The 23940-nt window shown below is 62.4% G+C and carries 22 protein-coding genes; 10 read left to right on the top strand and 12 right to left on the bottom strand.

Features of this window, described 5'->3' with window-relative positions:
• Positions 1–127: 127 nt before the first annotated feature.
• Genes hsaA through hsaB form a run of 4 tightly spaced genes read left to right on the top strand, consistent with a single transcriptional unit; the run spans position 128 to position 3675 of the window.
• Complete coding sequence (gene hsaA / locus H7C86_RS06410; protein ID WP_031332838.1) at positions 128–1303, top strand: 3-hydroxy-9,10-secoandrosta-1,3,5(10)-triene-9,17-dione monooxygenase oxygenase subunit; 1176 nt, start codon at positions 128–130, stop codon at positions 1301–1303.
• A 10-nt stretch (positions 1304–1313) separates the two neighbouring features.
• Positions 1314–2192, top strand: coding sequence for a 4,5:9,10-diseco-3-hydroxy-5,9,17-trioxoandrosta-1(10),2-diene-4-oate hydrolase (gene hsaD, locus H7C86_RS06405; protein ID WP_182261264.1), 879 nt, complete (start codon positions 1314–1316; stop codon positions 2190–2192).
• Positions 2192–3094 carry an iron-dependent extradiol dioxygenase HsaC gene (gene hsaC / locus H7C86_RS06400; protein WP_003945585.1) on the top strand — a complete coding sequence of 301 codons (903 nt, stop codon included), beginning with the start codon at positions 2192–2194 and terminating at the stop codon, positions 3092–3094. The genes hsaD and hsaC overlap by 1 nt, the downstream gene beginning before the upstream one ends.
• Positions 3091–3675, top strand: coding sequence for a 3-hydroxy-9,10-secoandrosta-1,3,5(10)-triene-9,17-dione monooxygenase reductase subunit (hsaB, locus tag H7C86_RS06395; protein WP_003945677.1), 585 nt, complete (start codon positions 3091–3093; stop codon positions 3673–3675). Before hsaC ends, hsaB begins: the two co-directional genes overlap by 4 nt.
• Positions 3676–3738: 63 nt before the next feature.
• On the opposite strand, the gene H7C86_RS37160 is transcribed toward hsaB, so the two are convergent.
• Together H7C86_RS37160 and H7C86_RS06385 are read right to left on the bottom strand one after the other, a co-directional pair.
• A complete protein-coding gene (locus H7C86_RS37160) occupies positions 3739–4563 on the bottom strand; it encodes an Abi-alpha family protein (protein ID WP_069146975.1) in 825 nt (274 codons plus the stop codon).
• Between the two features lie 14 nt (positions 4564–4577).
• Positions 4578–5852, bottom strand: coding sequence for a DUF445 domain-containing protein (locus tag H7C86_RS06385; RefSeq protein WP_019746908.1), 1275 nt, complete (start codon positions 5850–5852; stop codon positions 4578–4580).
• Positions 5853–6182: 330 nt separating this feature from the next.
• Here H7C86_RS06385 and thrS point away from each other — a divergent pair, with 330 nt between their 5' ends.
• Positions 6183–7403, top strand: a complete 1221-nt coding sequence (gene thrS / locus H7C86_RS06380) for a threonine--tRNA ligase (protein ID WP_182261263.1) — start codon at positions 6183–6185, stop codon at positions 7401–7403.
• Here the strand turns inward: thrS and H7C86_RS06375 are convergent.
• Positions 7400–7846 carry a MarR family winged helix-turn-helix transcriptional regulator gene (locus H7C86_RS06375; RefSeq protein ID WP_003945852.1) on the bottom strand — a complete coding sequence of 149 codons (447 nt, stop codon included), beginning with the start codon at positions 7844–7846 and terminating at the stop codon, positions 7400–7402. The two genes, thrS and H7C86_RS06375, sit on opposite strands and share 4 nt — an antisense overlap.
• A gap of 143 nt (positions 7847–7989) precedes the next feature.
• On the opposite strand from H7C86_RS06375, the gene H7C86_RS06370 reads away from it, so the two are divergent.
• Entirely contained in the window at positions 7990–9186 is a 1197-nt protein-coding gene (locus H7C86_RS06370) for an MFS transporter (RefSeq protein WP_021332391.1), read from the top strand.
• An 81-nt stretch (positions 9187–9267) separates the two neighbouring features.
• On the opposite strand, the gene H7C86_RS06365 is transcribed toward H7C86_RS06370, so the two are convergent.
• From H7C86_RS06365 to H7C86_RS06355, 3 genes are all read right to left on the bottom strand, one after another.
• Complete coding sequence (locus H7C86_RS06365) at positions 9268–11322, bottom strand: neutral/alkaline ceramidase (RefSeq protein WP_182261262.1); 2055 nt, start codon at positions 11320–11322, stop codon at positions 9268–9270.
• 95 nt (positions 11323–11417) lie between these two features.
• On the bottom strand, positions 11418–12146 hold the full coding sequence (locus H7C86_RS06360) for an acetoacetate decarboxylase family protein (RefSeq protein WP_007734116.1): 729 nt from the start codon (positions 12144–12146) through the stop codon (positions 11418–11420).
• Positions 12143–13003: an SDR family oxidoreductase gene (locus tag H7C86_RS06355; protein ID WP_019746912.1), complete on the bottom strand. Its 861-nt coding sequence runs from the start codon at positions 13001–13003 to the stop codon at positions 12143–12145. Before H7C86_RS06355 ends, H7C86_RS06360 begins: the two co-directional genes overlap by 4 nt.
• Positions 13004–13142: 139 nt before the next feature.
• On the opposite strand from H7C86_RS06355, the gene H7C86_RS06350 reads away from it, so the two are divergent.
• On the top strand, positions 13143–14348 hold the full coding sequence (locus H7C86_RS06350) for a cytochrome P450 (RefSeq protein WP_172932262.1): 1206 nt from the start codon (positions 13143–13145) through the stop codon (positions 14346–14348).
• On the opposite strand, the gene H7C86_RS06345 is transcribed toward H7C86_RS06350, so the two are convergent.
• Positions 14337–14771 (bottom strand): cupin domain-containing protein, encoded by a 435-nt coding sequence (locus H7C86_RS06345; protein WP_182261261.1) that lies wholly within the window; start codon positions 14769–14771, stop codon positions 14337–14339. The genes H7C86_RS06350 and H7C86_RS06345 overlap by 12 nt on opposite strands.
• Positions 14772–14896: 125 nt before the next feature.
• Here H7C86_RS06345 and H7C86_RS06340 point away from each other — a divergent pair, with 125 nt between their 5' ends.
• Positions 14897–15253 (top strand): hypothetical protein, encoded by a 357-nt coding sequence (locus H7C86_RS06340; protein WP_259349046.1) that lies wholly within the window; start codon positions 14897–14899, stop codon positions 15251–15253.
• 17 nt (positions 15254–15270) lie between these two features.
• On the opposite strand, the gene H7C86_RS06335 is transcribed toward H7C86_RS06340, so the two are convergent.
• The gene (locus H7C86_RS06335; RefSeq protein ID WP_182261260.1) at positions 15271–16215 is read right to left on the bottom strand and encodes an alpha/beta fold hydrolase; all 945 of its coding nucleotides are present in this window, start codon (positions 16213–16215) and stop codon (positions 15271–15273) included.
• A gap of 118 nt (positions 16216–16333) precedes the next feature.
• On the opposite strand from H7C86_RS06335, the gene H7C86_RS06330 reads away from it, so the two are divergent.
• A complete protein-coding gene (locus H7C86_RS06330) occupies positions 16334–16933 on the top strand; it encodes a TetR/AcrR family transcriptional regulator (RefSeq protein ID WP_182261259.1) in 600 nt (199 codons plus the stop codon).
• Positions 16934–16945: 12 nt separating this feature from the next.
• On the opposite strand, the gene H7C86_RS06325 is transcribed toward H7C86_RS06330, so the two are convergent.
• The 4 genes from H7C86_RS06325 to H7C86_RS06310 all read right to left on the bottom strand — a co-directional run bounded on the left by H7C86_RS06325 (position 16946) and on the right by H7C86_RS06310 (position 20561).
• On the bottom strand, positions 16946–18028 hold the full coding sequence (locus H7C86_RS06325; RefSeq protein WP_182261258.1) for an ABC transporter substrate-binding protein: 1083 nt from the start codon (positions 18026–18028) through the stop codon (positions 16946–16948).
• A 78-nt stretch (positions 18029–18106) separates the two neighbouring features.
• Positions 18107–18904 carry an ABC transporter permease gene (locus H7C86_RS06320; protein WP_182261257.1) on the bottom strand — a complete coding sequence of 266 codons (798 nt, stop codon included), beginning with the start codon at positions 18902–18904 and terminating at the stop codon, positions 18107–18109.
• Positions 18901–19731, bottom strand: coding sequence for an ABC transporter permease (locus H7C86_RS06315; RefSeq protein WP_003945560.1), 831 nt, complete (start codon positions 19729–19731; stop codon positions 18901–18903). The genes H7C86_RS06320 and H7C86_RS06315 overlap by 4 nt, the downstream gene beginning before the upstream one ends.
• Positions 19728–20561, bottom strand: a complete 834-nt coding sequence (locus H7C86_RS06310) for an ABC transporter ATP-binding protein (RefSeq protein ID WP_020906250.1) — start codon at positions 20559–20561, stop codon at positions 19728–19730. Before H7C86_RS06310 ends, H7C86_RS06315 begins: the two co-directional genes overlap by 4 nt.
• A 97-nt stretch (positions 20562–20658) precedes the next feature.
• Between H7C86_RS06310 and recC the strand changes: the two genes are divergently transcribed.
• A complete protein-coding gene (gene recC, locus H7C86_RS06305; protein ID WP_182261256.1) occupies positions 20659–23940 on the top strand; it encodes an exodeoxyribonuclease V subunit gamma in 3282 nt (1093 codons plus the stop codon).

Here is a 23940-nt window from a genome sequence, read left to right as displayed (position 1 = left end):
TTGGGGGCACTTGTTACAGCATTGCGGCCACAAACGGGACCTTTGTCAGCGTCTCGACAGAAAAGAGAACGTGTTCTAGTCTCAAGTGTAAGTGAACCAACCGATCGAGGAAGACGGGAGCGTCGAAGTGGGTAACCATGACAGCCACGAGGTGATGCAGAGGCTCGACGCACTACTGCCGGCACTGCGCGAGCGCGCACAGGAGACCGAGGATCTGCGTCGTATCCCCGACGAGTCCATCAAGGGACTCCAGGAAACAGGCTTCTTCCGCTTGCTGCAGCCGAAGCAGTGGGGCGGGTACGAAGCCGATCCGGTGCTGTTCTACTCCGCAGTCAAGAAGATCGCCAGCGCGTGCGGTTCCACAGGGTGGGTCTCCTCGATCATCGGGGTACACAACTGGCACCTCGCCCTCTTCTCTCAGCAGGCGCAGGAAGACGTGTGGGGCAACGACACTGACGTGCGCATCTCGTCCTCTTACGCTCCGATGGGTATGGGTGAAGTAGTCGAGGGCGGATACAAGGTCAACGGTGCGTGGGCGTGGTCCTCGGGTTGCGACCATGCCAGCTGGGCCGTTCTCGGTGGTCCGGTGTTCAAGGACGGCCGCGCAGTCGATTTCGTGAGCTACCTGATTCCTCGCGAGGACTACCAGATCGACGACGTGTGGAATGTGGTCGGCCTGCGTGGAACCGGCTCCAATACCGTTGTGGTCAAGGATGTTTTTGTTCCCAAGCATCGCGTTCTGAGCTTCCGGGCGATGAGCGAATTGACCGCCCCGGGCCTCGAGAAGAACACCGCGCCGGTCTACAAGATGCCGTGGGGAACCATTCACCCCACCACGATCTCGGCGCCGATCGTCGGAATGGCTTACGGCGCCTACGAAGCGCACGTCGAGCATCAAGGCAAGCGTGTTCGTGCTGCGTTCGCCGGCGAGAAGTCGAAGGACGATCCGTTCGCCAAGGTGCGTATCGCCGAGGCGTCCAGTGACATCGATGCCGCGTGGCGTCAGCTCTCCGGCAACGTCGCCGACGAGTACGCGTTGATCCTTGCAGGCGAAGAGGTTCCGATGGAACTGCGACTGCGCGCTCGACGCGACCAGGTGCGCGCCACTGGCCGTGCGATCGCCTCGATCGACAAGCTCTTCGAGAACTCCGGTGCCACGGCGCTGCAGAACGGCACTCCGATTCAGCGTTTCTGGCGCGACGCCCACGCTGGTCGCGTCCACGCCGCGAACGATCCCGAACGCGCATACGTCATGTTCGGAACCGGCGAATTCGGTCTGCCGATCACCGACACGATGGTCTAGAGGAGGCTCAGTGACAACCACCGAAGAAGCTCTCACCTACGAGTCCACTTCGCGGTTCGCGCAAGTGCGCCCCGATCTGAAACTGCACTTCCACGAGGCAGGCGTCGGAAACGACAAGACCATCGTGCTGCTGCACGGCGGTGGCCCAGGCGCGTCGTCGTGGTCGAACTTCGCCCGCAACATTCCGGTGTTGGCGAAGAACTTTCACGTCATCGCCGTCGATCAGCCCGGTTACGGGCAGTCCGACAAGCCGACGGAGCATCCGCAGTACTTCGTGCACAGTGCGTCGGCGCTCAATGATCTTCTGGATACGCTCGAGATCACCGGTCGCGTTGATCTGCTGGGTAATTCGCTCGGTGGTGGCGCTGCTGTTCGTTTTGCACTCGACTACCCGGACCGTGCGGGTCGCCTCGTTCTGATGGGCCCCGGCGGTCTGAGTGTCAACCTGTTTGCGCCGGACCCCACCGAGGGCGTCAAGAACCTCGGAAAGTTCAGCTACCAGCCCACACGTGAGAACCTCGAAGCATTCTTGCGGATCATGGTCTTCGATCAGAAGCTGATCACGTCGGAACTCGTCGACGAACGCTTTGCTGCCGCCAGCACTCCCGAGTCGCTGGCTGCGGCCAAGGCGATGGGTAAGTCCTTCTCCAGCGGTGACTTCGAGCTCGGCATGCTCTGGCGCGAGGCGTACAAGCTTCGACAGCGTGTGTTGCTGATCTGGGGCCGTGAGGATCGGGTCAACCCCCTCGACGGCGCACTGGTTGCGCTCAAGATGATCCCGCGCGCGCAACTCCACGTCTTCGGCGGTTGCGGTCACTGGGCGCAGCTCGAGAAGTTCGACGAATTCAACCGGCTCGCAACCGACTTCCTGCTCGACGGAGGTAAATGATGGGTATTCGATCTCTGGCGTACATGCGCATCGGGGCCACCGACATGGCCGCGTGGCGCGAATACGGACTCAAGATCCTCGGAATGATCGAGGGCAAGGGCGTCGACGCGGAATCGCTGTATCTGCGTATGGACGACTTCCCGGCGCGTCTTGTCATCGTTCCGAACGACACGGACCGTCTGCTCGTATCGGGTTGGGAAACCGCGAATGCCGCTGAGCTGCAAGATATCCGTGACAGGTTGTCGGCAGCCGGTGTTCCGTTCAAGGAAGGCACGGCGGAGCAGCTCAAGGACCGTCGCGTCGTCGAGATGATCGCGTTCGAGGACACCTCGGGCAACTCCCTCGAGGTGTTCCACGGCGCTGCTCTCGAACACCGCCGGATCGTGAGCCCGTACGGGCACAGGTTCGTGACGGGCGAGCAGGGCCTCGGCCACGTTGTGCTCACCACCGACGACGACGATGCTTCGCTGCGGTTCTACCGCGACGTACTCGGATTCAAGCTTCGCGATTCGATGCGTCTGCCTCCGCAGATGGTCGGCCGGCCCGCGGACGGCGACCCGGCGTGGCTGAGGTTCCTCGGCTGCAACCCGCGTCACCACAGCTTGGCGTTCCTGCCGTTGCCCAACCCGACGGGCATCGTGCATTTGATGCTCGAGGTGGAGAACTCCGACGACGTCGGACTGTGCCTCGACCGGGCACTGCGCAAGAAGGTCAAGATGTCGGCGACTCTCGGTCGCCACGTCAACGACGAGATGCTCTCGTTCTACATGAAGACTCCGGGCGGGTTCGACATCGAATTCGGTTGTGAGGGGCTAGAGGTCGAGGACGAAAACTGGATCGCGAGGGAAAGCACGGCCGTGAGCCTGTGGGGTCACGACTTCACGGTGGGAATGAAGCCGTGAGTTCGCCCGACGCGTCGGTGAGTGCGGAGCAGGCGATCGATCCACGCCAGTTCCGCACGGTTCTCGGGCAATTCTGCACGGGTATCACCATCATCACGACAGTCGACGACGGTGAGCCGGTCGGGTTCGCGTGTCAGTCTTTCGCTGCCCTGTCACTCGACCCACCTTTGGTGTTGTTCTGCCCCACCAAGGGTTCTCGGTCGTGGGCGGCAATCGAGCGGACCGGGAAGTTCGCCGTCAACGTGTTGGCGGAGGAACAGCAGGCGGTGTGTGCTCGTTTCGGGTCACGTGAGCCGGACAAGTTCGCGGGTATCGATTGGACGCCATCACCGTTGGGCTCGCCGATCATCGACAAGTCGCTTGCCCACATCGACTGCACAGTGGAAACAGTCCACGACGGCGGTGATCACTACGTCGTCTTCGGACGTGTGTCGTCGATGAGTGAGATCAAGACCGAACGCCCGCTGCTCTTCTATCGCGGGCAGTACACGGGCATCGAGCCGGACAAGACTGTTCCGGCTACCTGGCGTGACGATCTGGAAGCGTTCCTGACGACCACGACAGAAGATACCTGGCTGTAGTGGCAACCCCGTGAGTGGTTAAGGAGTCCAGGGGCTCCTTAACCACTCACGGGGCCGGAGGCCCTACAGAGAAAAACAGGTATGACAGAAGTCGTCACCGAACGGCGTCAGCAGGATGCTACGACGCACTATCTTGTTGGATCGTCCGGCTCGCTTGACCGCCTCGATCACCGACGGCTGTACCTCGACCACCTGGTACCGGTCGGCCTCGACGGGCTCGCGTGAGAACGCCACCAAACCGAGCCGATGCAGGTTGTTCAGGTACGCGCTGATGCGGTCCAGATGGCGACATCCCGCCAGTTCTCCGATCATCGACAGCCCCTCGTCGATCATCTCCGAGCCGACGCCGAACGGCCGCGCCGTACGTACGTCCACGCTCGGTTGCGCACCTGAAGTGGCCAGCAACCGAAGAATTCGAGCTTCGTCCGGCGCGATCTCGTCAAGGATCCGGTCGTAGGCCGGGTGCAGATCGTCGCGATCGGTCACGTCCGCGGAACGGTCCAGCAACCTGTCGCCGCGTGCCCGCAGCGCCGCGAGAGTGGCTTCGACACTCTGTTTGCGATTGGTTCGAGTTGCCATTGCTGCCCGTAGGTTGTCGGTCCGCGAGCCGTCTCCGTTGGAGTTCTCGGCCCGACGTTCGGATTGAACATTGGCCGATTCAGCGGCCTCTGCCGCGGCTTCGGCGGCAGCCTGAACGATCTGCCGCGTCGCCTCCTTCGCCGTCCCGAAAGCCCAACCCGTCAGCTTGATCGACGTGAGCGTCGTCGTGGCAGTCAGCCCGACAAGGCTGCGGATCAGACGCTTTTCCACGGATTCGACCGGCGCGATGTCCGCAGCCCAGTCGTACGATTCCGCTTCGACGATCAGGCGATGGTCGTGCTCACTCATACTCATACTCCGACTCATACTCCGAATATTGCGAGGTGCAGGAAACCGGCAAACGAGCCCAGCACGGCCCCGTGTACGAACAACAGCCACTCGTCCTGTTTGACGGCTGAGCGTAGTAGTTCACTGAAATCTTCCGGTGAAAGGATGCTCATGCGTTCGGTGACGAAGACACGAATCTTCTCCGACTGGCTCTCGGCGAACTCCGCGTCCTCGAAGACCCTTGGGTACAGATCGAGCACTTCGGTGGTGGCCAGGCCGGGCAGACGCTTGTAGCTCTGCGAACCGACGGTCATCTTGACCACCGACTTTGCCCAGCCGGCGGCGTCGTCGACGGATTCGCGCAGTACCTGATCGAGCATCCGCCGCGTTCGGTCCGAGCGGGGACCTTCGAGGAGTTCGGTGCCGATGTTCTCGAGCGTCACGACGTGATCGGCCAGGGTTTTTGCGTACCCGGCGATGATCTCGGTGCGACGTTTCAGGAAAAGTCCCTGCCGCCACGGCACCCAACGGCTGGGGGTGATCGGTTCGAAGATCATCGTGATTCCGAGGTAGTTCACGATGTACCCGATGATCACGCCACCGATGGGAAGCACCCACCACTGCGGAACCAGATGGAGGATTCCGACGAGCACGAAGCCCATCGGGAACCCGAAGTAGAAGCCGAAGTTCTGCATGAACCTGAGCTCTTTGTTGCCCATCGTGCGGAAGATGTCGTTGAGCAGTTTGGGATGCGAGGAGAGGTAGCGGATCACCATCAGCTTCGCGTCGATGAACTCGTCGATGTCCTCTTCGATGCGGTCGGTGATCATGCGCACGCTGGCCGGCAGATCGTCCTCCACCTTGCGGAAGACGGCTTCCTTCACCGACGTCGGAAGGTTGTGCCACAGCTGAGGATTCTCGGCCGTCATGATTCTGGTGACCACGCCGCGCACTTCACTGCGGGAGATGTTCACCAAGTGCTCGGCGATGCTGTCCGGGTCCAGGACGCGATAGAAATCGGCGATGCTGCCGACTTTCGCGAGGGATTTGTCGACGGCGATCGACGCCATCTTCTCCGCCCGCGAGGGGACGATGCCTTGCCAACCGAATCTGCCGTCGCTGGTGATCGCGGGGATCACCTGGACGCGCCGGGGGAGGAACGGGAAGAGCAGTTTGAGGCCGGGCACTTTGATCCCGTGGAAGTTGATCGGCGCAAACAGCATCAGGACGCCCGACCAATTGGTGATGTACCCGATGATTCCGGTGAACAAAGGAATGGTGATCAACTGTTCGAGCAAGTGGTCCGGCACCGTCGCACATCCTCCTCATATCCGAGAACCTCACGTTCGGACATGATTGCCGAAACTTCGCTCTTCGTGGGTGTTTCGTTGGCTACTGCTGCGCCTTCCCAGTTGCGTCAGCATAGAGGCCCGACAATTCGGGCTGTAGGTGGGTAGGAAGTTGATGTAACCTCACGTACATGGTCAGTATTGCGCACAACACGACGACGCCGGTTCTCTTCCGGCGCATCGTTTAGCAACTGCTGACCGAACCCTTTCAGCCCCGGGAGTTATCGCCCCGGGGCTTTCCTGTTTCATCGCTCCGTGTGCGTCTCCCCTTGAACGATTTGGAGAGCTCTCATGAGCGTTGACCACCGCGAACTCGGGCGCGACCTGGAGTTTTTCGCCACCACCTCCATAGTCGGAGCCGGCCTTCCGCTCTGGTTACCGGACGGCGCCGTCATCAGGAACGAACTCGAAAAGTTCGCCGCCGAACAAGCAGCGCGCTCCGGTTGTCAGGGTGTCTATACCCCGGTTATGGCGAAGAAAGAGTTGTACGAGAGATCTGGTCATTGGTCCAAGTTCTCGGAAGACATGTTCCCCGAAATGAAGATAGGCGGAGAGTCATTTCTCCTTCGTCCGGCTAACTGTCCTCATCACGCTCAGGTATTCGCCGCTCGCGGTCGTAGTTATCGCGAGCTACCTTTCCGTGTTCGTGAACTCGGCTCGATGTTCCGTAGCGAACTCTCCGGAGTTCTCAGCGGATTGAGTCGAGTCCGACAGATCAATCTCGACGACGCACATGTCTTCTGTAGTCGTGAACAAGTGCAAGCGGAAGTGATCGTCGCGCTCGACGCGATCGAGCGCTGCTACTCGACTCTGGGGATTGCCGAACGGGGGTACCGACTCTCGATCAGAGGGGGAGAGGGGCAGTACCTCGGCACCGACGAGCAGTGGGCGGACGCCGAGGATCACCTTCGCGGGGCGCTGAATGCACGCTCGATCGAGTACGTGCAAGCGAAGGGGGAGGCAGCGTTCTACGGTCCCAAGATCGACGTCCAGGTGCGAGACGCGCACGGCCGCGAGGAAACACTCTCGACCGTGCAACTCGACTTCAATCAACCGGAGCGGTTCGACCTCGAGTACACCGCTGAGGACGGATCCAAGGCTCGCCCCGTCATGATCCATCGGGGCTTGCTCGGGTCGATGGAACGCATGACTGCGCTTTTGATCGAAAGATTCGAAGGGCGGATGCCGCCGTGGCTGGCACCCAACCAAGTCTCGATCCTGCCTGTCGGCGACCGGCACCAGGTTGAGGCCGAGCGCTTGCGGGCCGATCTCGAGGCTTGCGATGTTCGAGTGGCGATCGCGCCTGACGGATCGTTGGGACGTCGCATCCGCGAGGCACGCACTCACCGTGACCCGTACATCGCGGTGATCGGGGACAACGAGGTGCACGGCGGCACCGTCGACGTTCTGGTCCCTGCGCGTGGTGGGCGGGCGGTCGTCGATGCGAGTGTGTTTGTCGCTCAGGTGGTCTCGGGCATCGAGGAGCGTGCCCTGCTTCCGGCAGACTTCTAGCCGACGGGTAATTCGTGGAGCGCGCGCACCAGTGGCGCGAGTTCGGGTGTTTTGCATGCCTCGTCGAGTGCGGCCTCGAGGGTGGCGTCGTGCGTCGGCCGTGCGCTTTCGAGAAGCTCGCGGCCGGCCGGCGTCAGTTCGGTGTAGATGCCTCGGCGGTCGTCGGCGCACAGGATGCGCGTCAGTAGTCCTCGATCTTCGAGTCGATTGACCAAGCGCGTCGTGGCGCTGCTGCTCAGTGCGGCAGCGCGAGCCAACTGGGCCATCCGCATGTGCCAGCCGTCCTGGCGGCTCAAAGCGTCGAGCACGGTGTATTCGACGACGGACAGTTTGTGCTCACGCTGGAGCGCGCGTTCCAGTTCGGTGTCGAGGGCGCCGTGCAGTGCTGCGAGCGTGCGCCACCCTTGCGAACGGATTTCGACGGCGTCGTCGGCGATCCCCATGTGATTCTCCTTGTCCGTTTCCTGCGACTCCAGGTTACCAGCTTGCGCATGTAGCGCGCGCGTGCAACTATTTATAGCGCGCCTGCAACTACTGCACACGCCCGCTAACGGCTTACGCGTAAATCTGTGAAAGGAACATCGAGATGCCATTGGGTCTCATTGCCCTCGCTATGGGCGGGTTCGGGATCGGCCTCACCGAATTTGTCATCATGGGCCTCCTGCCCGAGGTCTCGGCTGATTTCGAGGTCACCGAGTCCGTCGCGGGCTACCTGATCTCGGGCTACGCACTGTCGGTGGCGATCGGCGCGATCCTCCTCACCGCTGCCGTCACCCGCTTCGAGCGCAAGAAGGTCCTTCTCTCGCTCATGGTGCTGTTCATCATCGGCAACCTGATGTCTGCGCTCGCGCCCTCCTACGAGGTCATGATGGGCGGACGCATCGTCGCGGCACTGTGCCACGGTGCGTTCTTCGGGATCGGTTCGGTGGTTGCCGCCGACATGGTCGCGCCCAACAAGCGTGCCGGCGCCATCGCGATGATGTTCGCGGGCCTGACCATCGCCAACGTTCTCGGCGTTCCGTTCGGCACTCTGCTGGGCCAGCAACTCGGATGGCGCTCGACGTTCTGGGCCATCACCGTCATCGGCGTCATCGCGCTCATCGGAATTGCAGCACTCGTCCCGACGACGCCCGCCAGCACGACCGGCGGCGGATTGCGCGGAGAGTTGGGGGCATTCCGCAACAAGCAAGTATGGCTCTCGATCGCCATCACCATCCTCGGCTACGGCGGAATGTTCGGAGCCTTCACCTACATCGCCTTCACCCTCACCGAGGTCACCGGCTTCGCGACGTCCAGCGTTCCGTGGCTGCTCATCCTCTTCGGCTCGGGCCTGTTCGTCGGTAACTTCCTCGGAGCCAAAGCGGCCGACCGCTCGCTGACGAAGTCGCTGGTCTGGATTCTCGCGATCCTGACCGTCGTTCTGATCGTGTTCGCCGCCACCGCCGAGAGCAAGGTCATGACCGTGATCTCACTGTTCTTCATGGGCGCCTTCGGTTTTGCGACGGTACCCGGGTTGCAGATGCGGATCATGAACTACGCGTCGGCCGCACCGACCATGGCGTCGGGTGCAAATATTGCCGCCTTCAACGTCGGCAACGCGCTCGGGGCATGGCTGGGCGGAATCACCATCGCCGCGGGACTCGGCTTCACCTCCCCGATCTGGATGGGGGCGGCGGTCACCGTCGCCGGTCTGCTGGTCCTGATCGTCGCGGCGAAGATCGACCGCCCGGCAGCGTCAGAGCAGTCGACGTCGAGCACCTCGCTGCACCCGACCGCCGCCTGAACGTGGCCACTGCGCTCTGACCCCATCGCGTGAACGTATCGCTCCCCTTGTCCAACAAGGGGAGCGATACGTTCACGCGGGTCAGGTGAGGCGGAATTCGGACGTCACCCCGGAGAAGGGCGAAATCGCGCCGCTACCCCGAGCCTTCGACGCACCGAAGTGTTGGACTCGATACGTACCCGCCGGAGTATCGGCCGGAACATCCCACGTGATGCGAACGACGGAACCGTTGCTCCCGACCCGGCGCCAGTGCAGTTTGGTGGACCAGTCGTTGTCGTCGGCGACCCGTGTCCAGGATCCGCCGGTATTGCGCTGGATCTCGTAGAAGGTCCCGTTTCGGTGAGTGTCGTTCTTGGGGTGGCCGGTGACGAACTCGACGGCAACCTGCGCACCCGGTGAGCCGTCGCCGGGCTGGACGGTCGCATCGCCGAATTGTGTTCCCGGCAAGGGCTCGTCGAAGTCGACGCCAGGTCCGAAGCTGGGTTGGAACCCGGACAGGTCGGCCGGCGCGGGGCCGCGAGGCGGTTCGGTGCCGTCGCGCATCGCGGCTGCGAGAGCGGCGTACCCCTGTTGATAGGCCGGCAGTGTGTAACGGCCGAACATCGTCGAGCCGCCCTCGTACTGCTGCGAATCGTATTCCTGTGGCGTGGTGCAGTAGCTCGAGTACGAGTTCGCGTAGCCCTGGAAGATGACGTTCTCGAGCGAAACTCCAAGCTCCTCGGAGACGGTTCGACGCACTCGTAATCCGGAGACGATGGTGAATTCCGCAGGGCCACCGACGATGTAGAACTGGCCGATCCGCAGGATCTGGATCTTCAGTACGTTCGGCACCCATCCGCCCGGTGGCAACAGGCCGACCGGAACGACTACGAGCTTGGGGGCCTGTGCATCCTGAAGCCATTGAGGCACAGGAGCATCCATGCCGCCCAAGGCGTCGATCATGGGGTTTCGGGTGCCCTCGGGGAAGATCGGAATTGCAGGCCCGTCCTCGACGCTTCCGGCGCTCATTGCCGCACCGATCGCTGCCGGTGCAGTGCGGTGCTCGCGCCCGTCCGGGGTGAATCTTCCGCTCACCACCTGATTTGCCATGTCCAGGTACATGATCCGACTGTCGACACCACCAGTGACGGTTTCGGAGGCCGAGCCGAAGGCAGTTTGAGCCGCCGCAACCTGGCGCAGCCCGATGATGCGTGCATTCTCGAATTCGTCCTCGGTCGGTCCGCGTCCGGGCTCGAGGAAGAGGTTCGGTGACATGTCGCCGCTGTTGGTCTGCGGAAAAGCGGCAATGAAGCTGGTGTCGCCGTCGAGGTAACGCTCACCCCGGTCGTCGTGCTCCCAGAAGTACGCCGCGGCGCCCTTGTTGTCCCCGGAGATGAGATGGTTCTCGTTCGTGAGCGAGGCGCAGTGGGTAGCGAACCAGTTGATCGCCCCGATGTCCTTGCTGCCCCGACTGATCCGCATGACACGCATGTGGTGATCGTTGCCACCGGGGTAGTAGGCCTTGTCCTCTTCGGGGTTGAGGTCGAACGCCACTCGCGATCGGTTGACGCTGGCATCGGTGAGGTCGGACCGTCCGAAACGGACGGAGCCCGGCGCCAGGTTCTCGTGGGCAGCGCTGATCGCCTCGACCATGCCGTTGACCTCGGCTTCGAACACCTGCAGTTCGAAGCCGAGAACTGCGAGGTTGTACGCGTAGTTGTGCGAGGCCCCACCACATGCCGCGTGTGAATGGATGGCCGTCAACATGACGTTGCGTTCGGTGTAGATGTCGCCGAATTTCCCAGCCAGCCGGCGTAGGACCTCGTCGTGAACGGACTGGAAGATCATGCAATTGTCGACGCACACGTAGGCGACCCGTGACCCGCCGGACTCGAAGATGAAGGCGCGTGAGCGCATTCGCTGGTGCAGGCCTTCGGCGCGTTGGTCGAAGCTCGAGTAGCCCATCATGCCGACCTCGGCGACCGGTCCGGTCACATCGGAGATCCCGACGCCCACCTGCAACGACGACGACTTGTCGGTACGTGCGGGTGAAACGGTGCGTGCCGGCGGAGCTGCGACGGCCTGGTTCGTCGACAGAGCGGCGAGCGCAGGTGCGGCGGCAGCGCCTGCCAGTACGGTGCGTCGGGTGATCTGCACGAGTGTCCTTTCGGGCGGTCTGACGCGAGTTGGTCAACCGTCCAGGAGTGTAGCCCGAGTCACACGTGACCGAAAGGGGTGCCGTCGGCTGACACTCAGATCGTTGTCGCCTCCCCGAACGTCATCGCCAGGTTTTTGATGGTCGTGGTCATCAGAGCCCGGCGGGGGAGTCCCAGTTTCCGAAGCTCCGCCGCCATCGGGTGACTACCCAGCTGAACCTCTGCTCCACCAGGGCGCGATTTGACGCCGGTCGGCGCCATGTCCCACGACGTGCACCTGGTTGCGCCGTCGAGATGCGAGTACGCGGCCAACGACATGTTGGCTCCGCCGCCAGGCACGCTGACGCCGGACTTCACACTCAACTGTGTGATGAGTTTGCCGTCGCGCGAGACGGATCCGCGCTTGACCGAGCCGACGTGCTCGGTGTCGAACTCGGCGAGCACCTTCGGGAATCCCCAGATTTCCCGGCCGGCGGCCTTGGTGAACTCTCCGTCCACCGGCAACTCGTGAATGAGTGCCCCTGCAGTTCCGGCAGCGAGCGAACGTAGATCTCCCAGCACCGAGGTTTCGGGAGGCGCAGTGTGGCTACGCACCATGTACGTCACCCCGAATTCGTTGTACGGCCCCAGATCCCCATCGATGTAGTCGACAAAAACCAGGCCGCACAGCGCCCGGCCGGGACGGTACTGGAGCACGGTCAAGCCGGTGTAATCGATGATCGACTGCGCCGTTGCGCTGGGTACCGAGTACAACGCCATGAAGGCCGACGCGGTGCGAACTTCGACGGGCATCTCGACCTTCTTGCCCAGAATCGTGTAGCTCATGGCGCGACCACCCCGCGGAGTCCGTCGGATCCGTAGACGGGTTCGAGCATCGAGCGGAAATCCGGTCCGCGGCGCAGCATTTGGCCTCCGTCGACGTTGATGATCTGCCCGGTGATCCAGGTGGATTGCGGTCCGAGTAGGAAGGAAGCGAGTCCGGCGACGTCCTCGACCTCGCCGACGCGTTCGAGCGGCGTGTTGGCCAGGTAGTCGTCCAGGATCGGGCCACCGTCGGTGATGAGCGCGACCAGATCCGTTCGGGTCAGCCCTGGGCGGATCGCGTTGACACGAATGTTGCTGGCGCCCAGTTCGTCTGCCGCCAATTGCACCAGGTGGTCGACGCCGGATTTCGAGACGCCGTACGCGCCGAACCAGCGATGTGTGTTGCTGCTGGCGATCGACGAGATCGCGACGATGGATCCACCGCCTCCTGCCACCAGCGCCCGGGCGCCGTGCTTGATCGTCAGCATGGTCCCCGTGACGTTGAGGTCGACGGTGCGGCGCCACGCGTCGACGTCGAGTTGCGTGACCGGTGCGATGGTTTCGTTCCCGCCGGCGCAGGCCACGACTCCGTCGAGCTTTCCGGTGACGGAGACCGCCGCGGCAACAGCGGCGACGACGTCTGCCTCGATCGTGACGTCGGTAGGGGAGACGCTGACCGATCCTTCCGGACTCGACTGCCGGATCGATTCGGCGGCAGCTTCGAGTTTCTCCTTGTTGCGTCCGCAGATCGTGACGTGAGCGCCAGACGCAACCAGCGAACGAGCGATGCCCAGACCGATGCCACTACCGCCGCCGGTCACCAGTATCGATGTGCCGGTGAAAGTGGGTATGCCCGCTGAGGCGGTGTCGTCGTCCATGTGTGTCTCCTGGTCGTTGCTCCGGCGGGCTCGCGTGCTGATTCTGGAGGTTTTCCGGTTCGGCTTCGGTGAAAACGCCCCACGCTATATAGGAACAGGTTCTACTTATTGTGGCAAGGGTTGTGCGAGAGGTGGAGTGATGGCTACCAGACCGACCTTCGATTTGATCGACGGACGCTTCTACAGCGGAGACCTCGGGAATGTGCGCGACGCATACGCCTGGATGCGTGATCACGAGCCCGTGTACCGAGACGACGCCAACGGAATCACCGCGGCCGCGAGCTACGACGCCGTCGTCGCAGCCGAGCGGGATCCCGAACTGTTCTCCAACGCCGGCGGCATCCGCCCCGAAACGGGTCCGTTGCCGCAGATGATCGACATGGACGACCCGCAGCACCTCACGCGTCGACGCTTGGTCAACGCGGGTTTCACACGTAAGAAGGTCGAAGCCAAGGCCGGCCGTATCCGGGAGATCTGCGATCAACTGATCGACGCCGTCTGTGAGAAAGGAGAAGCCGACTTCGTCGCAGACCTGGCGGCACCGCTTCCCATGGCCGTCATCGGCGACATGTTGGGTGTCCGTCCCGAGGAACGCGCGTTGTTTCTGCGGTGGTCGGATGATCTGGTGAAGGCATTGGGAAGCAACGCTTCCCAGGAGCAACTGCAGGCCATGATGGCTGCGTATGTCGACTTCACCGCGTACATGATGCGAACCATTGCCGAGCGGAGGAGCGAGCCGGCCGACGATTTGGTGAGCACATTGATTCACAGTGCGGTTGACGGCGAGGCCCTCTCCGATCAGGAAATCGTCAACGAGTCCCTACTGATACTCATCGGCGGTGACGAGACCACACGGCACGTCCTGAGCGGCGGCATGGAGCAGCTGCTGCGCCATCCGGACCAGCATCGAGCGCTGGCCGACGATCCCGATGCCATTCCCTTGGCAATGGAGGAGATGTTGCGGTGGTCCTCGCCGATCAAGAACATGGCTCGAACTCTGACCCGTGATACCGATTTCTTCGGTGCGCAGTTGAAGGCAGGTGAGAAGATGCTGCTGCTCTTCGAATCGGCGAATTTCGACGAGTCCGTGTTCCTGAACGCCGAACGGTTCGATACCGGCCGCACACCGAATCCACACGTGGCCTTCGGCTTCGGAACGCATTTCTGTTTGGGTAATCAGCTGGCCAGGCTCGAGGGACGGATCATGTTCGAGCAACTCTTCGCCAGGCTGCCGGGAATGGCACTTGCCACCGACGCGCCGTTGCAGCGGCGTGCCGCCAACTTCGTGTCCGGTCTCGAATCGATGCCGGTGCGGTTTACCGCTTCGGCGCCGTCAGCCGGGTAGTTGGCAGTTGGGAGGCGCAGCATCTTCGGAGAGGGGGCTGCCCGCCGGATTGACGTAGACGACCTCGAGTACCAATGGTGTTGTCTGCGAGTTGTTTCCGATGTGCACATGATCTGAACCGCTCGGTTCGATCAAAGTATCTCCGGCGCTGTAGATCCCGTCGACGGAGCAATCGGATCGGTAGTGGCTCAACGTGCCCTGCGCGATCAGTGCGTAGAGCGTCCCGTCGTGGAAGTGCCAACCGGTGGAACCGCCGGGGTCGATGGTGATCTGACGCAGGATGTAGTCCTTGCCGTCGAAAGTCACCTGCCCGAGAATTTCACCGTGTACTCCCGTGCTCGGTGTTGCCGACGCATTGATCGGCGTCAGAGACAGCCCGATCGCTGCGGACACTGCAAGCAGAACCTGATGGCGTTTACGCATGAGCGGCCCTCCCAGACGGATGTGCTCCTGAGTGTCCTCCGTCGATGCCCGGTTTATCCCAGTTTTCGTGGATCCAGCACTGCGAAGGCAGAGGTATGCCCTTGAGTGGCGGTTACGCTCGTGCCATGCAGCAAGTCGCGACGAGGCGCCGGAGCCAGCCGCCGCCTGCGCGCTTCATGTTCGAGGCATTGATCGATCCGTACCGCCAGCCCGCCCGGCACTGGTTGGAACTGCTCGAGAGCGAGATCGCACCGGAGATCGTCAGGGCTGAAGAACCGGGGCTGGTGATCTGGTCGTCGATCTGGCCGGACCGCCCCGACGCCGTCATCCGATTCGACATCGAGGCGGTCGGAAACAGCACGATGCTGCGTTGGACGCTTTTCCTCGAAGATCCGATACCGTCGGAGGCGGAGGTCGTGCGGACGCGAAAGCGGCTCAACACCTTGATAAATGCGAATCTCAGGTTCAACTTCGGCCAATAAGTTGGATCACTGCCGCATTACTTGGTGTCGACTCGGCCGATCGGGTCGGCGTTGTCGCTGAACGCGGCCCGGGTCGCTGGCCAGCTGGTCTCATCGATGCGCAACGCGGTCCGAAGGTAGGCAGTACTCATCCGTTGGATGGCGGCGACCCGCTCTGGGTTCTCGTCAGTGGTCTCGGCGACTTCGTATCCGACGATTCCGCCGAGTGCGTGCTCGGCACCGTAGAAGGTCAGGAGGTCGGTGGCTCCGGGGCTGTGCGTGTAGGCGTCGGTGAACCAGTCAGGTCCGCGGCTGGACATCTTGGACTGGTCGTGGTCGCCCGCGACGACGAGTGTCGGCGTCGTCAGTTCCTGGAACGAGGGGCGCATGAACGGGAAGTTCGCCTGCGCGAACGGATGCAGGTTCTCGCCGCCGAGACCGGTTGCTGCGAACAGGATTCCCGCGGTGACGCGGCTGTCGGACATGTCCTGGCCGACCTGGCCGGCCTCGTCGAAGACCCTTGCTCCGAGGAGCGACTGAGCGGTTTGCCCGCCCCAGGAGTGACCAGTGGCGGCAACTCGACTGCGGTCGATGCGGCCGGCAAGCCCGGGCACGGCAATTTCGATGGTGTCGAGCTGATCGAGGATGCGTGTGAGATCCGCGATCCTCTCGGTCCAGATCGTCGGGAAAACCGGGTGGTCGAACCCGAAACCGTTCCGGCGCGAGTCCAGATGTGTCGGCTGGATCACCACGAATCCGTGGGATGCCCAGAATGCCGTGAGTGGCGGGTATCCATCGAGGTTCCAGCCGTTGCCGTGGGAGAACACCACAACGGGGAGGTTCGTGCCTGCTGCCGGAGCAGACACACGTACTTCCAGCGGGACAGGTCGATCGGGGGCGAACAACTCGACGGGGGCAACGGAGACGACCGGGGTGCCGGCGCCGATGATGCCGTTCAGAGTGTCGATCATTGATGAGGTCATGGCAAGTTCCTTGCTGAGGCTGCACCCTGCGATACTGTTTATCGGAGCGTCGTTCCGCAACATTACGGAGCGGTGTTCCGTAATGCAAACATATGTTGTGAGTCAGCGAGGAGTGCACATGGCTGATGCCCAGGACGAGCAGTCGCGCGTCGCCTCCCCCAAGCAAGTCGGTCGCCCACGTCGAAGCGAGCAGGCGCTGCTCGACGCGGCGGCAGAAGTGTTCGTAGAGTCCGGAGTCGACGCTCCGGTGCGGGAGATAGCGGCGAAGGCCGGCGTCGGCATGGGGACGATCTACCGCCACTTCCCGACGCGTCCCGAGTTAGTGGTCGCCGTATACCGACACCAAGTCGAGGCGTGTGCGGACGCGGGCCCACAGATGCTCGCGGAGAGTGCAACGCCCGAGGCGGCTTTGCGGGCATGGGTGGCTTTGTTCGTGGAGTTCCTGGTAACCAAGCATGGGCTCGCCGGTGCACTGCAAGGAGACAGCGCCGGGTCCGACGCTCTGCATACCTACTTCGTCGACCGCCTCGTCCCGGTATGTGACTCCCTCCTCGCGGCAGCGCTCGAGTCCGTTGGCACTGCTTCGCGGGTCGATGCGTATAACGTGCTCAAAGGCATCGGGAACCTTTGTATCGGTGCCGGGTCCGATGACCGGTACAAGGCCGAGGTCCTTGTACAACTATTCATCTCGGGCGTACTCGCGCGAGAGGTTCGCTGACGCTCGGCTCAGTCAGATCAACTCCGGATTCTCGGCGTATACCTCTTCGAGGATCGACATGTCGAACAGTTGGTCCGCCGTAATCTCCAGTCCTGCTTTCGACAGTGCCGCGATGTTCTGTTCGATCAGTTGGGGTGTCATCGTGAACAACCCGTTGGCTTTGGTATCTGCCGACACCACCAGATCGTTCTGTGCGGTGGCTTCCTTGATCTGCTCTTCGAGTTCGAGGTTCTGGTCCTTGCCGTAGACCTCGACGGCAAGCCGTGCCGACTCTGCCGGATCGGCGACCGCGTCCTTCCAACCGTGGATCTCGGCCTTCAGGAATGCCTTGAGCTTGTCCCTCTCGTTGTCGATGGTGGACTGGAGAACCGTGAACGATTCGGCGACCAACGGCAGGTTGTAGTCCGCGAAGAGGAAGTGGGCGTTGGGGAAACCTTTGGCGGCCAGTGTGATCGGCTCGTTGGTCACGTAGGAGACCCAGCCGTCCACCTCGCCGTTCGCCAAGGGGCTCGGATCGAACTGCGCGGGCACGATCGTCATCTGGCTTTCGGTCAGGCCGTTTGCTGCCAGGAGAGCTCCGAAGACGAGCTGATTGGAATCCTGGACGCCGATCTTCTTGCCGATCATGTCCTGTGGTGAGTTGATCGGTGCCGCAGCGGAACTGACAATCGCAAACGGATTCTTCTGGAACGTCGCCCCGACGATCTTTGCCTCCAGTCCGTCGAGCACAGCGGGGGCTGTGAGCTGCGGTGCGGACATTCCGATCCACACCTTGCCGGTGTCCAAGCCGGCTTCGACGCCGGTACCGGCTGCGCCACCTGCCACCAGGTCTACATTCCCGAACCCGGCATCCTTGTAGTACCCCTTGTCGAGAGCGAAGTACTCACCGGCGAACTCGATGTTCTTGATCCAGGACAACTGCACTGCAACTGTTCCGAATTCGGAACCGTCGTCCGTGGTTCCGCCACTCGAACTGCTGGAGTCACTGCTACACGCGAGCAATGACGCACTACCGGCGACTGCAATGCCGGTCAGCGCGGAGTAGCGGAAGAAGGCCCTGCGGTCCAGCTGGCGGACGGGCTTGAATGGCGTCATGAATCGGAACACTAAGGCCAGTCGGTTTCGTTCAGTTTGCTTGGGAGAGAGAGTTTGTTGAGGTCGTGTTAACAGATGTCACGACTTGCCCGCCGAAGGACCGAAACGAGACAGAGCGATGCTTTCGAAGATCCCGACCACGGCGTAGAGGACGATCGACACCACGGTGATCACCACGATCGATGCCCACAATTCGTTGTACTGGTAGCGCGGTATGGCTTTGATCATGCTCGAACCCAAACCTTGACCGCTACCGAGCCATTCGCCGATCAGTGCTCCGATCAAAGCGCCGGGCACTGACACCCTAGCGGCGGCGAACACCGCCGGAAGTGCGGACGGTACGGACACCATTCGCAATGCGGTCCAACGACTCCCGCCGTACGCAGCTATGAGGTCTTGTGCCTGAGCCGGAGCGGCACGTAGACCGACCATGATCATGACGAGGGCTGGGAAGAACACCACTATCGCAACCATGACCGTCACACCCACGATTCCGCGGCCGAATATCAGGACGATGATCGGGGTCATCGCAACGAGAGGAACAGATCGTAGAAGCATTGCAACGGGCATGAAAGTCTGTTCGACAGTGCGGGAAACGACGAAGATCGATGCCACCACGAGCGCGGCAGTCATTCCGACGGCAAAGCCGACACTGGCGTCGCGCAGAGTGATGAACAGGTTGTCGATGATGCCCGAACGAGCGCCGGCGGACTTAGGACCGGAGAACAGGTACTCCCAGACGTCGGCCGGCGTCTTTCCCACACGCGGGCCGACCTGGGGGAAGGCGTTGAGGAAGACCACCCAGATGACAAGCAGCAGTGCCGAGGCGATGGCAATCGGAGCGAGGAATCTCAATGTTCCTCGTACCGCGGTCATTTCTGTGCTCCCGGAGCGCTCGTCCACGGGGTGACGAGCCGGGCGATCGCTGCGACGACGGCGTATCCCAGGCCGGCGAGCAAGGCGGCGGCGATGGCCATTCCCCACGTTCGCGGGACGTTGTACGACGTCTGAGCGGCCGTGAGTGCGACGCCGATCCCGCTGTCCACCCCGCCGAGATACTCTCCGAGGATGGCACCGAGTACAGCCGAGGGTGCAGCAATCTTGAGGGCGGCAAAGGTACTCGGAAGTGCGCTCACCAGTTGAACTTTGGTGAACTTCTGCCAACGCCCACCACCGTAGGCGGCAACGAGATCGAGACTCGTCTTGTCGGCCGATCTCAGGCCAGCGAGTGTGCCGACCATCGTGGTGAAGAAGCAGTACATCGCGGCGAGAAAGATCGTGGGGGTCCGGCCGCCGAAGACGACCAGGATGATTGGGCCAAGCGCCAACAGCGGTGTGCAGTAGCTCAGAATCGCCAATTGTGTGGCCAATCCCTCGATGGGCGGAATGAGGACGACAAGCACGGCAAGCGTGATCGCCAGCAGATTTCCCCAGAGAAAGCCCTGCAGCGCACCGGAAGCCGTGACGGTGAAATTGGGTCCGTAGAGCGACCAACCGTCGTCGAACATCGTCGAAACAACCACCCACGGCGTCGGAATCGTACCTCCCGCAACACCGGCCGCCGCCAGAATCCACCAGAGAGCGATCAGTCCGCAGATGCCGACTGCACCGCCGAACCACGTTGGACGCTTCAATCGGATCCGGCGCGGTACAGATGGCTGCGCCGCCGCGGTCGCGACGTTCTCGATATCGGTAATTGTCATGCGACGCCTGCTTTTCCGAAGAGCAGTCCGGAGAGGTAGTCGTGGATCTCGTGGAACTCGGGTGTACGCATCATCTCGGGAGTACGCGGGCGCGGCAGGTCGATCGGCACGACTTCGAGGACGCGTCCGGGCCTCGGCGTCATGACGGCAACGACGTCGGAGAGGAACACGGCTTCGGCGATTCCGTGAGTCACCATCAACGTGGTCGCCGGTTTCTCGGTCCAGATCCTGAGCAATTCGATATTAAGTCGTTGTCGGGTCATGTCGTCCAGCGCGCCGAAGGGTTCGTCGAGTAGCAGGACACTCGGCTTGACCACGAGCGATCGTGCGATCGACACACGCTGACGCATACCGCCGGACAATTGAGCGGGCTTGGCCTTCTCGAATCCTTCGAGGCCGACGAGAGCGATCAGGTCGGCGATCTGGTCGGGGTCGGGATCGATGCCGGCAACCTGAAGCGGCAGTTTGATGTTGGAGGTCACCGTCCGCCACGGCAGCAAAGCCGAATCCTGGAAGGCGATTCCGAGTTCGCGGCGCTTGCGTAACTCGGCGGGCGACTGTCCGTTGACAAGTGCTGTTCCCGACGTCGGAGTGTCGAGGCCCGCAAGGATGCGGAGAACGGTGGACTTCCCGCATCCGGACGGCCCGAGCAGAGACAGAAAGGAGCCTTCGCTGGTTTGAAGGGACACGTCGGTCAACGCGGTCACCGACCGACGACCCATCTCGAAGGTCTTGCCGAGGCCGGAGATGTCGAGACCGGTTCCAGCGGGGCGAGGTGTGGTGACGGGACTGGTCATTCCCGCACAGTACGAACGTCCGGTTGCGGTCATGTTGCCTGCGCGTCACCGCTGCGTGAGGCTGGTTCGGCGTCTCCTGTCACAGCGCCGTGGTGAGATGGACGTCTGGACGGAGTGAGGGGAGCGAAGATTGCTGAAGTTGTACCGGGCCGAGCGTTCGGACACCTTGGTCTCGGCGTTGGCCACGCTCCTCCGTACACCGCTGTCGGATCCATTCGCCCGGGAAACTGTTGCGGTGCCGGCCAAGGGCGTCGAGCGTTGGCTCAATCAGCGGCTGTCCTCCCAGCTAGGCACGTCCGGACCGTCAGCAGTGGACGGAATTTCTGCGAACATCGCGTTTCCTTCACCCGCGCGCCTGGTCGCGGAGTCCGTGGCCGCGGTCAGTGGTATCACGGCTGACGACGACCCATGGTCGCCGACGCGATTGGTGTGGACGGTTCTCGACGTGATCGACGAGTCCCTCGGCGAGCCCTGGTGCGGAGTACTGGCGAAACATCTCGAAGGCCATCGTGAAGGTCGACGGTTTGCCTCCGCCACACATGTCACCGAACTCTTCCGCAGTTATGCCGCGCAACGCCCACAGATGCTGATCGACTGGGCCGCCGGGCGGTTGACCGACGGACACGGATTGGCGCTGTCGGAGGATTTCGAATGGCAGGCACGTCTGTGGTGCATCGTCGCGGGCAAGATCGACGTTCCGGGGCCCGCAGAGCGACTGGGACAAGTGAGCCGCGCGCTGGTCGAGGACCCGGCCTTGGTCGACCTACCGGAACGCCTGTCGGTCTTCGGACCGACCCGGCTGCCGGTCGATCAGCGAATGATCTTGAGCGCTCTGAGTGCGAATCGGGACGTGCACATCTGGCTCCCGCATCCCAGCCCCGCGCTGTGGACCAAGATGAGCTCGCGCATACCGCCTCGAAGTGAGAGCACGATCCGACGTTCGGAAGACGGGTCAGCGCTGATATCTGCCAATCCGTTGCTGTCGAGTCTTGCTCGCGACGTTCGTGAACTTCAGATCAGCCTCGGTGCCGCCGAGTTCGAGTCGGTGCATCTTCCCGAACCAGCCGGCCCGAAATCCCTCCTGGCGACGGTCAAGGCCGATGTCATCGCAGATCGTGCTCCCAGCGTTGCAGCGGAACCGGATGGGACAGTTCAGGTCCACGCTTGCCACGGGCCGGCACGGCAGGTCGAGGTGCTCCGCGAATGCCTGCTCCGATTGTTCGAGGACGACCCGACATTGCAGCCGCGCGACGTACTCGTGATGTGCCCGGACGTCGAAACGTACGCACCTTTGGTTCGTGCTGCATTCGGGCAAGGCGTCCATGGCCACCCGGGGCATCTCCTTCGAGTAAGGCTGGCAGACCGCGGATTACGTCAGACCAATCCTGTCCTGGCCGTTCTCGGCTCTCTCCTCGAATTGGCCGACGGCCGGGCCACAGCCAGTGAGGTTCTCGACCTGGCCGCGACCGAGCCTGTCCGCACACGTTTTTCGTGGGGCGACGACGAATTGGAAAGACTGCGGAAATGGACGACGGAAGCGGGTGCTCGCTGGGGAATCGGTAGTCGGCAGCGTGCCACGTTCGGTCTCGACGCATTTCCGCAGAACACCTTCAACACCGCCATGGACCGAGTCTTGTTGGGGGTCAGCGCGGACGAATCGGAAAATGCCTGGCTGGATCTCGCGCTGCCACTCGATGACGTGGACGGCACAGACATCGACCTGACTGGACGTTTCGCAGAGTTCGTCGATCGCCTGGCAGTCTCGCTTCGCGATCTTGCCGGTCCACATTCGCCGGCCGAATGGCTTCGTGTGCTGATGCGGGCCCTGGATCTGCTGACCGACACTGCGCCCGCAGATTCCTGGCAGAGTGCGGGGGCCCACCGCGAACTGGTAGCTGCTGTCGAATTCGGCGGAGAGACGGTGTTACGTCTGGCCGATGTTCGCGCGATGCTCTCGCGCAGCCTCGCGGGCAGACCTACGCGTGCCAACTTCCGAACCGGCGAACTGACGGTGTGCACGATGGTTCCGATGCGTTCGGTACCGCATCGCGTGGTCGTTCTGATCGGGCTCGACGACGAGGTGTTCCCTCGAACCGGTGGAGTCGACGGCGACGACATCTTGTCCCGTGATCCCGTTGTGGGGGAGCGCGATCTGCGCAGTGAAGACCGGCAACTGCTTCTCGATGCCGTGATGTCTGCGGGCGAGCATCTGATTCTGTTGTATACCGGTGCCGATCCGGTCACCGGTGTCGTCAGACCACCGGCGATCCCCCTCAGTGGCCTTCTCGATGTACTCAGTGCGACGGTGGGCCCGGAAGCGATTAACGGGGTGCTGACTCGACACCCGTTGCAATCGTTCGACAATCGAAACTTCTCGCCGGATCAGCCGTTCAGCTTCGACACGGCAGCGCTGGCCGGTGCCAGGGCTGCTGCCGGAACACCGATCGAATTGCCGACAGTCTTGTCGGCCAAGCTACTCGAGGTGCATCCGAAGGAAGTGAACCTTGCCGACCTGGTGAACTTCCTCGTACACCCCGCCCGTGGTTTTCTGCGCCAACGCCTCGGCGTCCGGGTACCGGAACTCGACGACGACATCGCGGATTCGCTGGCGACCGAGCTCGATCCACTGTCCACCTGGGCTCTGGGTGACCGGATGCTTCTCTCGCGCTTGGCTGGACGCAGCTCTGCGGATTTCCGTGCAGCCGAGTGGCGCCGCGGTACTTTGCCGCCCTACAACCTGGGCGCCTCGGTTCTGGGCAACGTCGAGTGGGTGGTAGACCAACTTGCCGGTCTTGCATTGCCACACCTCGAGGGCGACTCCGAGGCTGTCGACGTCGACATCGACCTCGGTGACGGGCATCGTCTCACCGGAACGGTAACCGGTGTGCACGGCAATTCAGTGGTGCGGGCGTCGTATTCCTCACTGGCGCCTAAACATCGGATGACGGCCTGGATCAACCTGCTCGCCTTGAAAGCACACGGCCGACCCGGTGCGCTCGATGCAGTCTCCATCGGACGGGGTCGGGGAAAGATAGCAGCGGCACGATCGGTGCTCGATGCGCCAGGCAATGCGGTCGAGATCCTGCAGCAACTGGTGGACCTACGCGAGCGGGGGCTGCAGCGTCCGTTGCCGATGTGGGCCGCTACTTCAGCCGAATACGCGCGTCGACGCTTTGGTGGCGAGTCGGTCGACGATGCGACAAACGGTGCGGACACCCAGTGGACCGGGCAGTACGGCGAGATGATCGATCCGAGCAACGCTTACGTTTTCGGAGAAGCTCGAACACTGGCGGAGTTGGCTGCGGATCCGCCGTCGGACGACGAATTCGTCTGGGCCGAGGAACCGACTCGATTCGGAGTTCTCGCCCGACGACTGTGGGATCCGTTGCTGACCAACGAAAGAGCGGAGTAA

The organism is Rhodococcus sp. UFZ-B548 (genome assembly GCF_903819475.1).
Classification (GTDB): domain Bacteria; phylum Actinomycetota; class Actinomycetes; order Mycobacteriales; family Mycobacteriaceae; genus Rhodococcus_F; species Rhodococcus_F erythropolis.
Note: the sequence above shows the minus strand (reverse complement) of the source record. Positions and strands in the feature narration are given on the sequence as shown.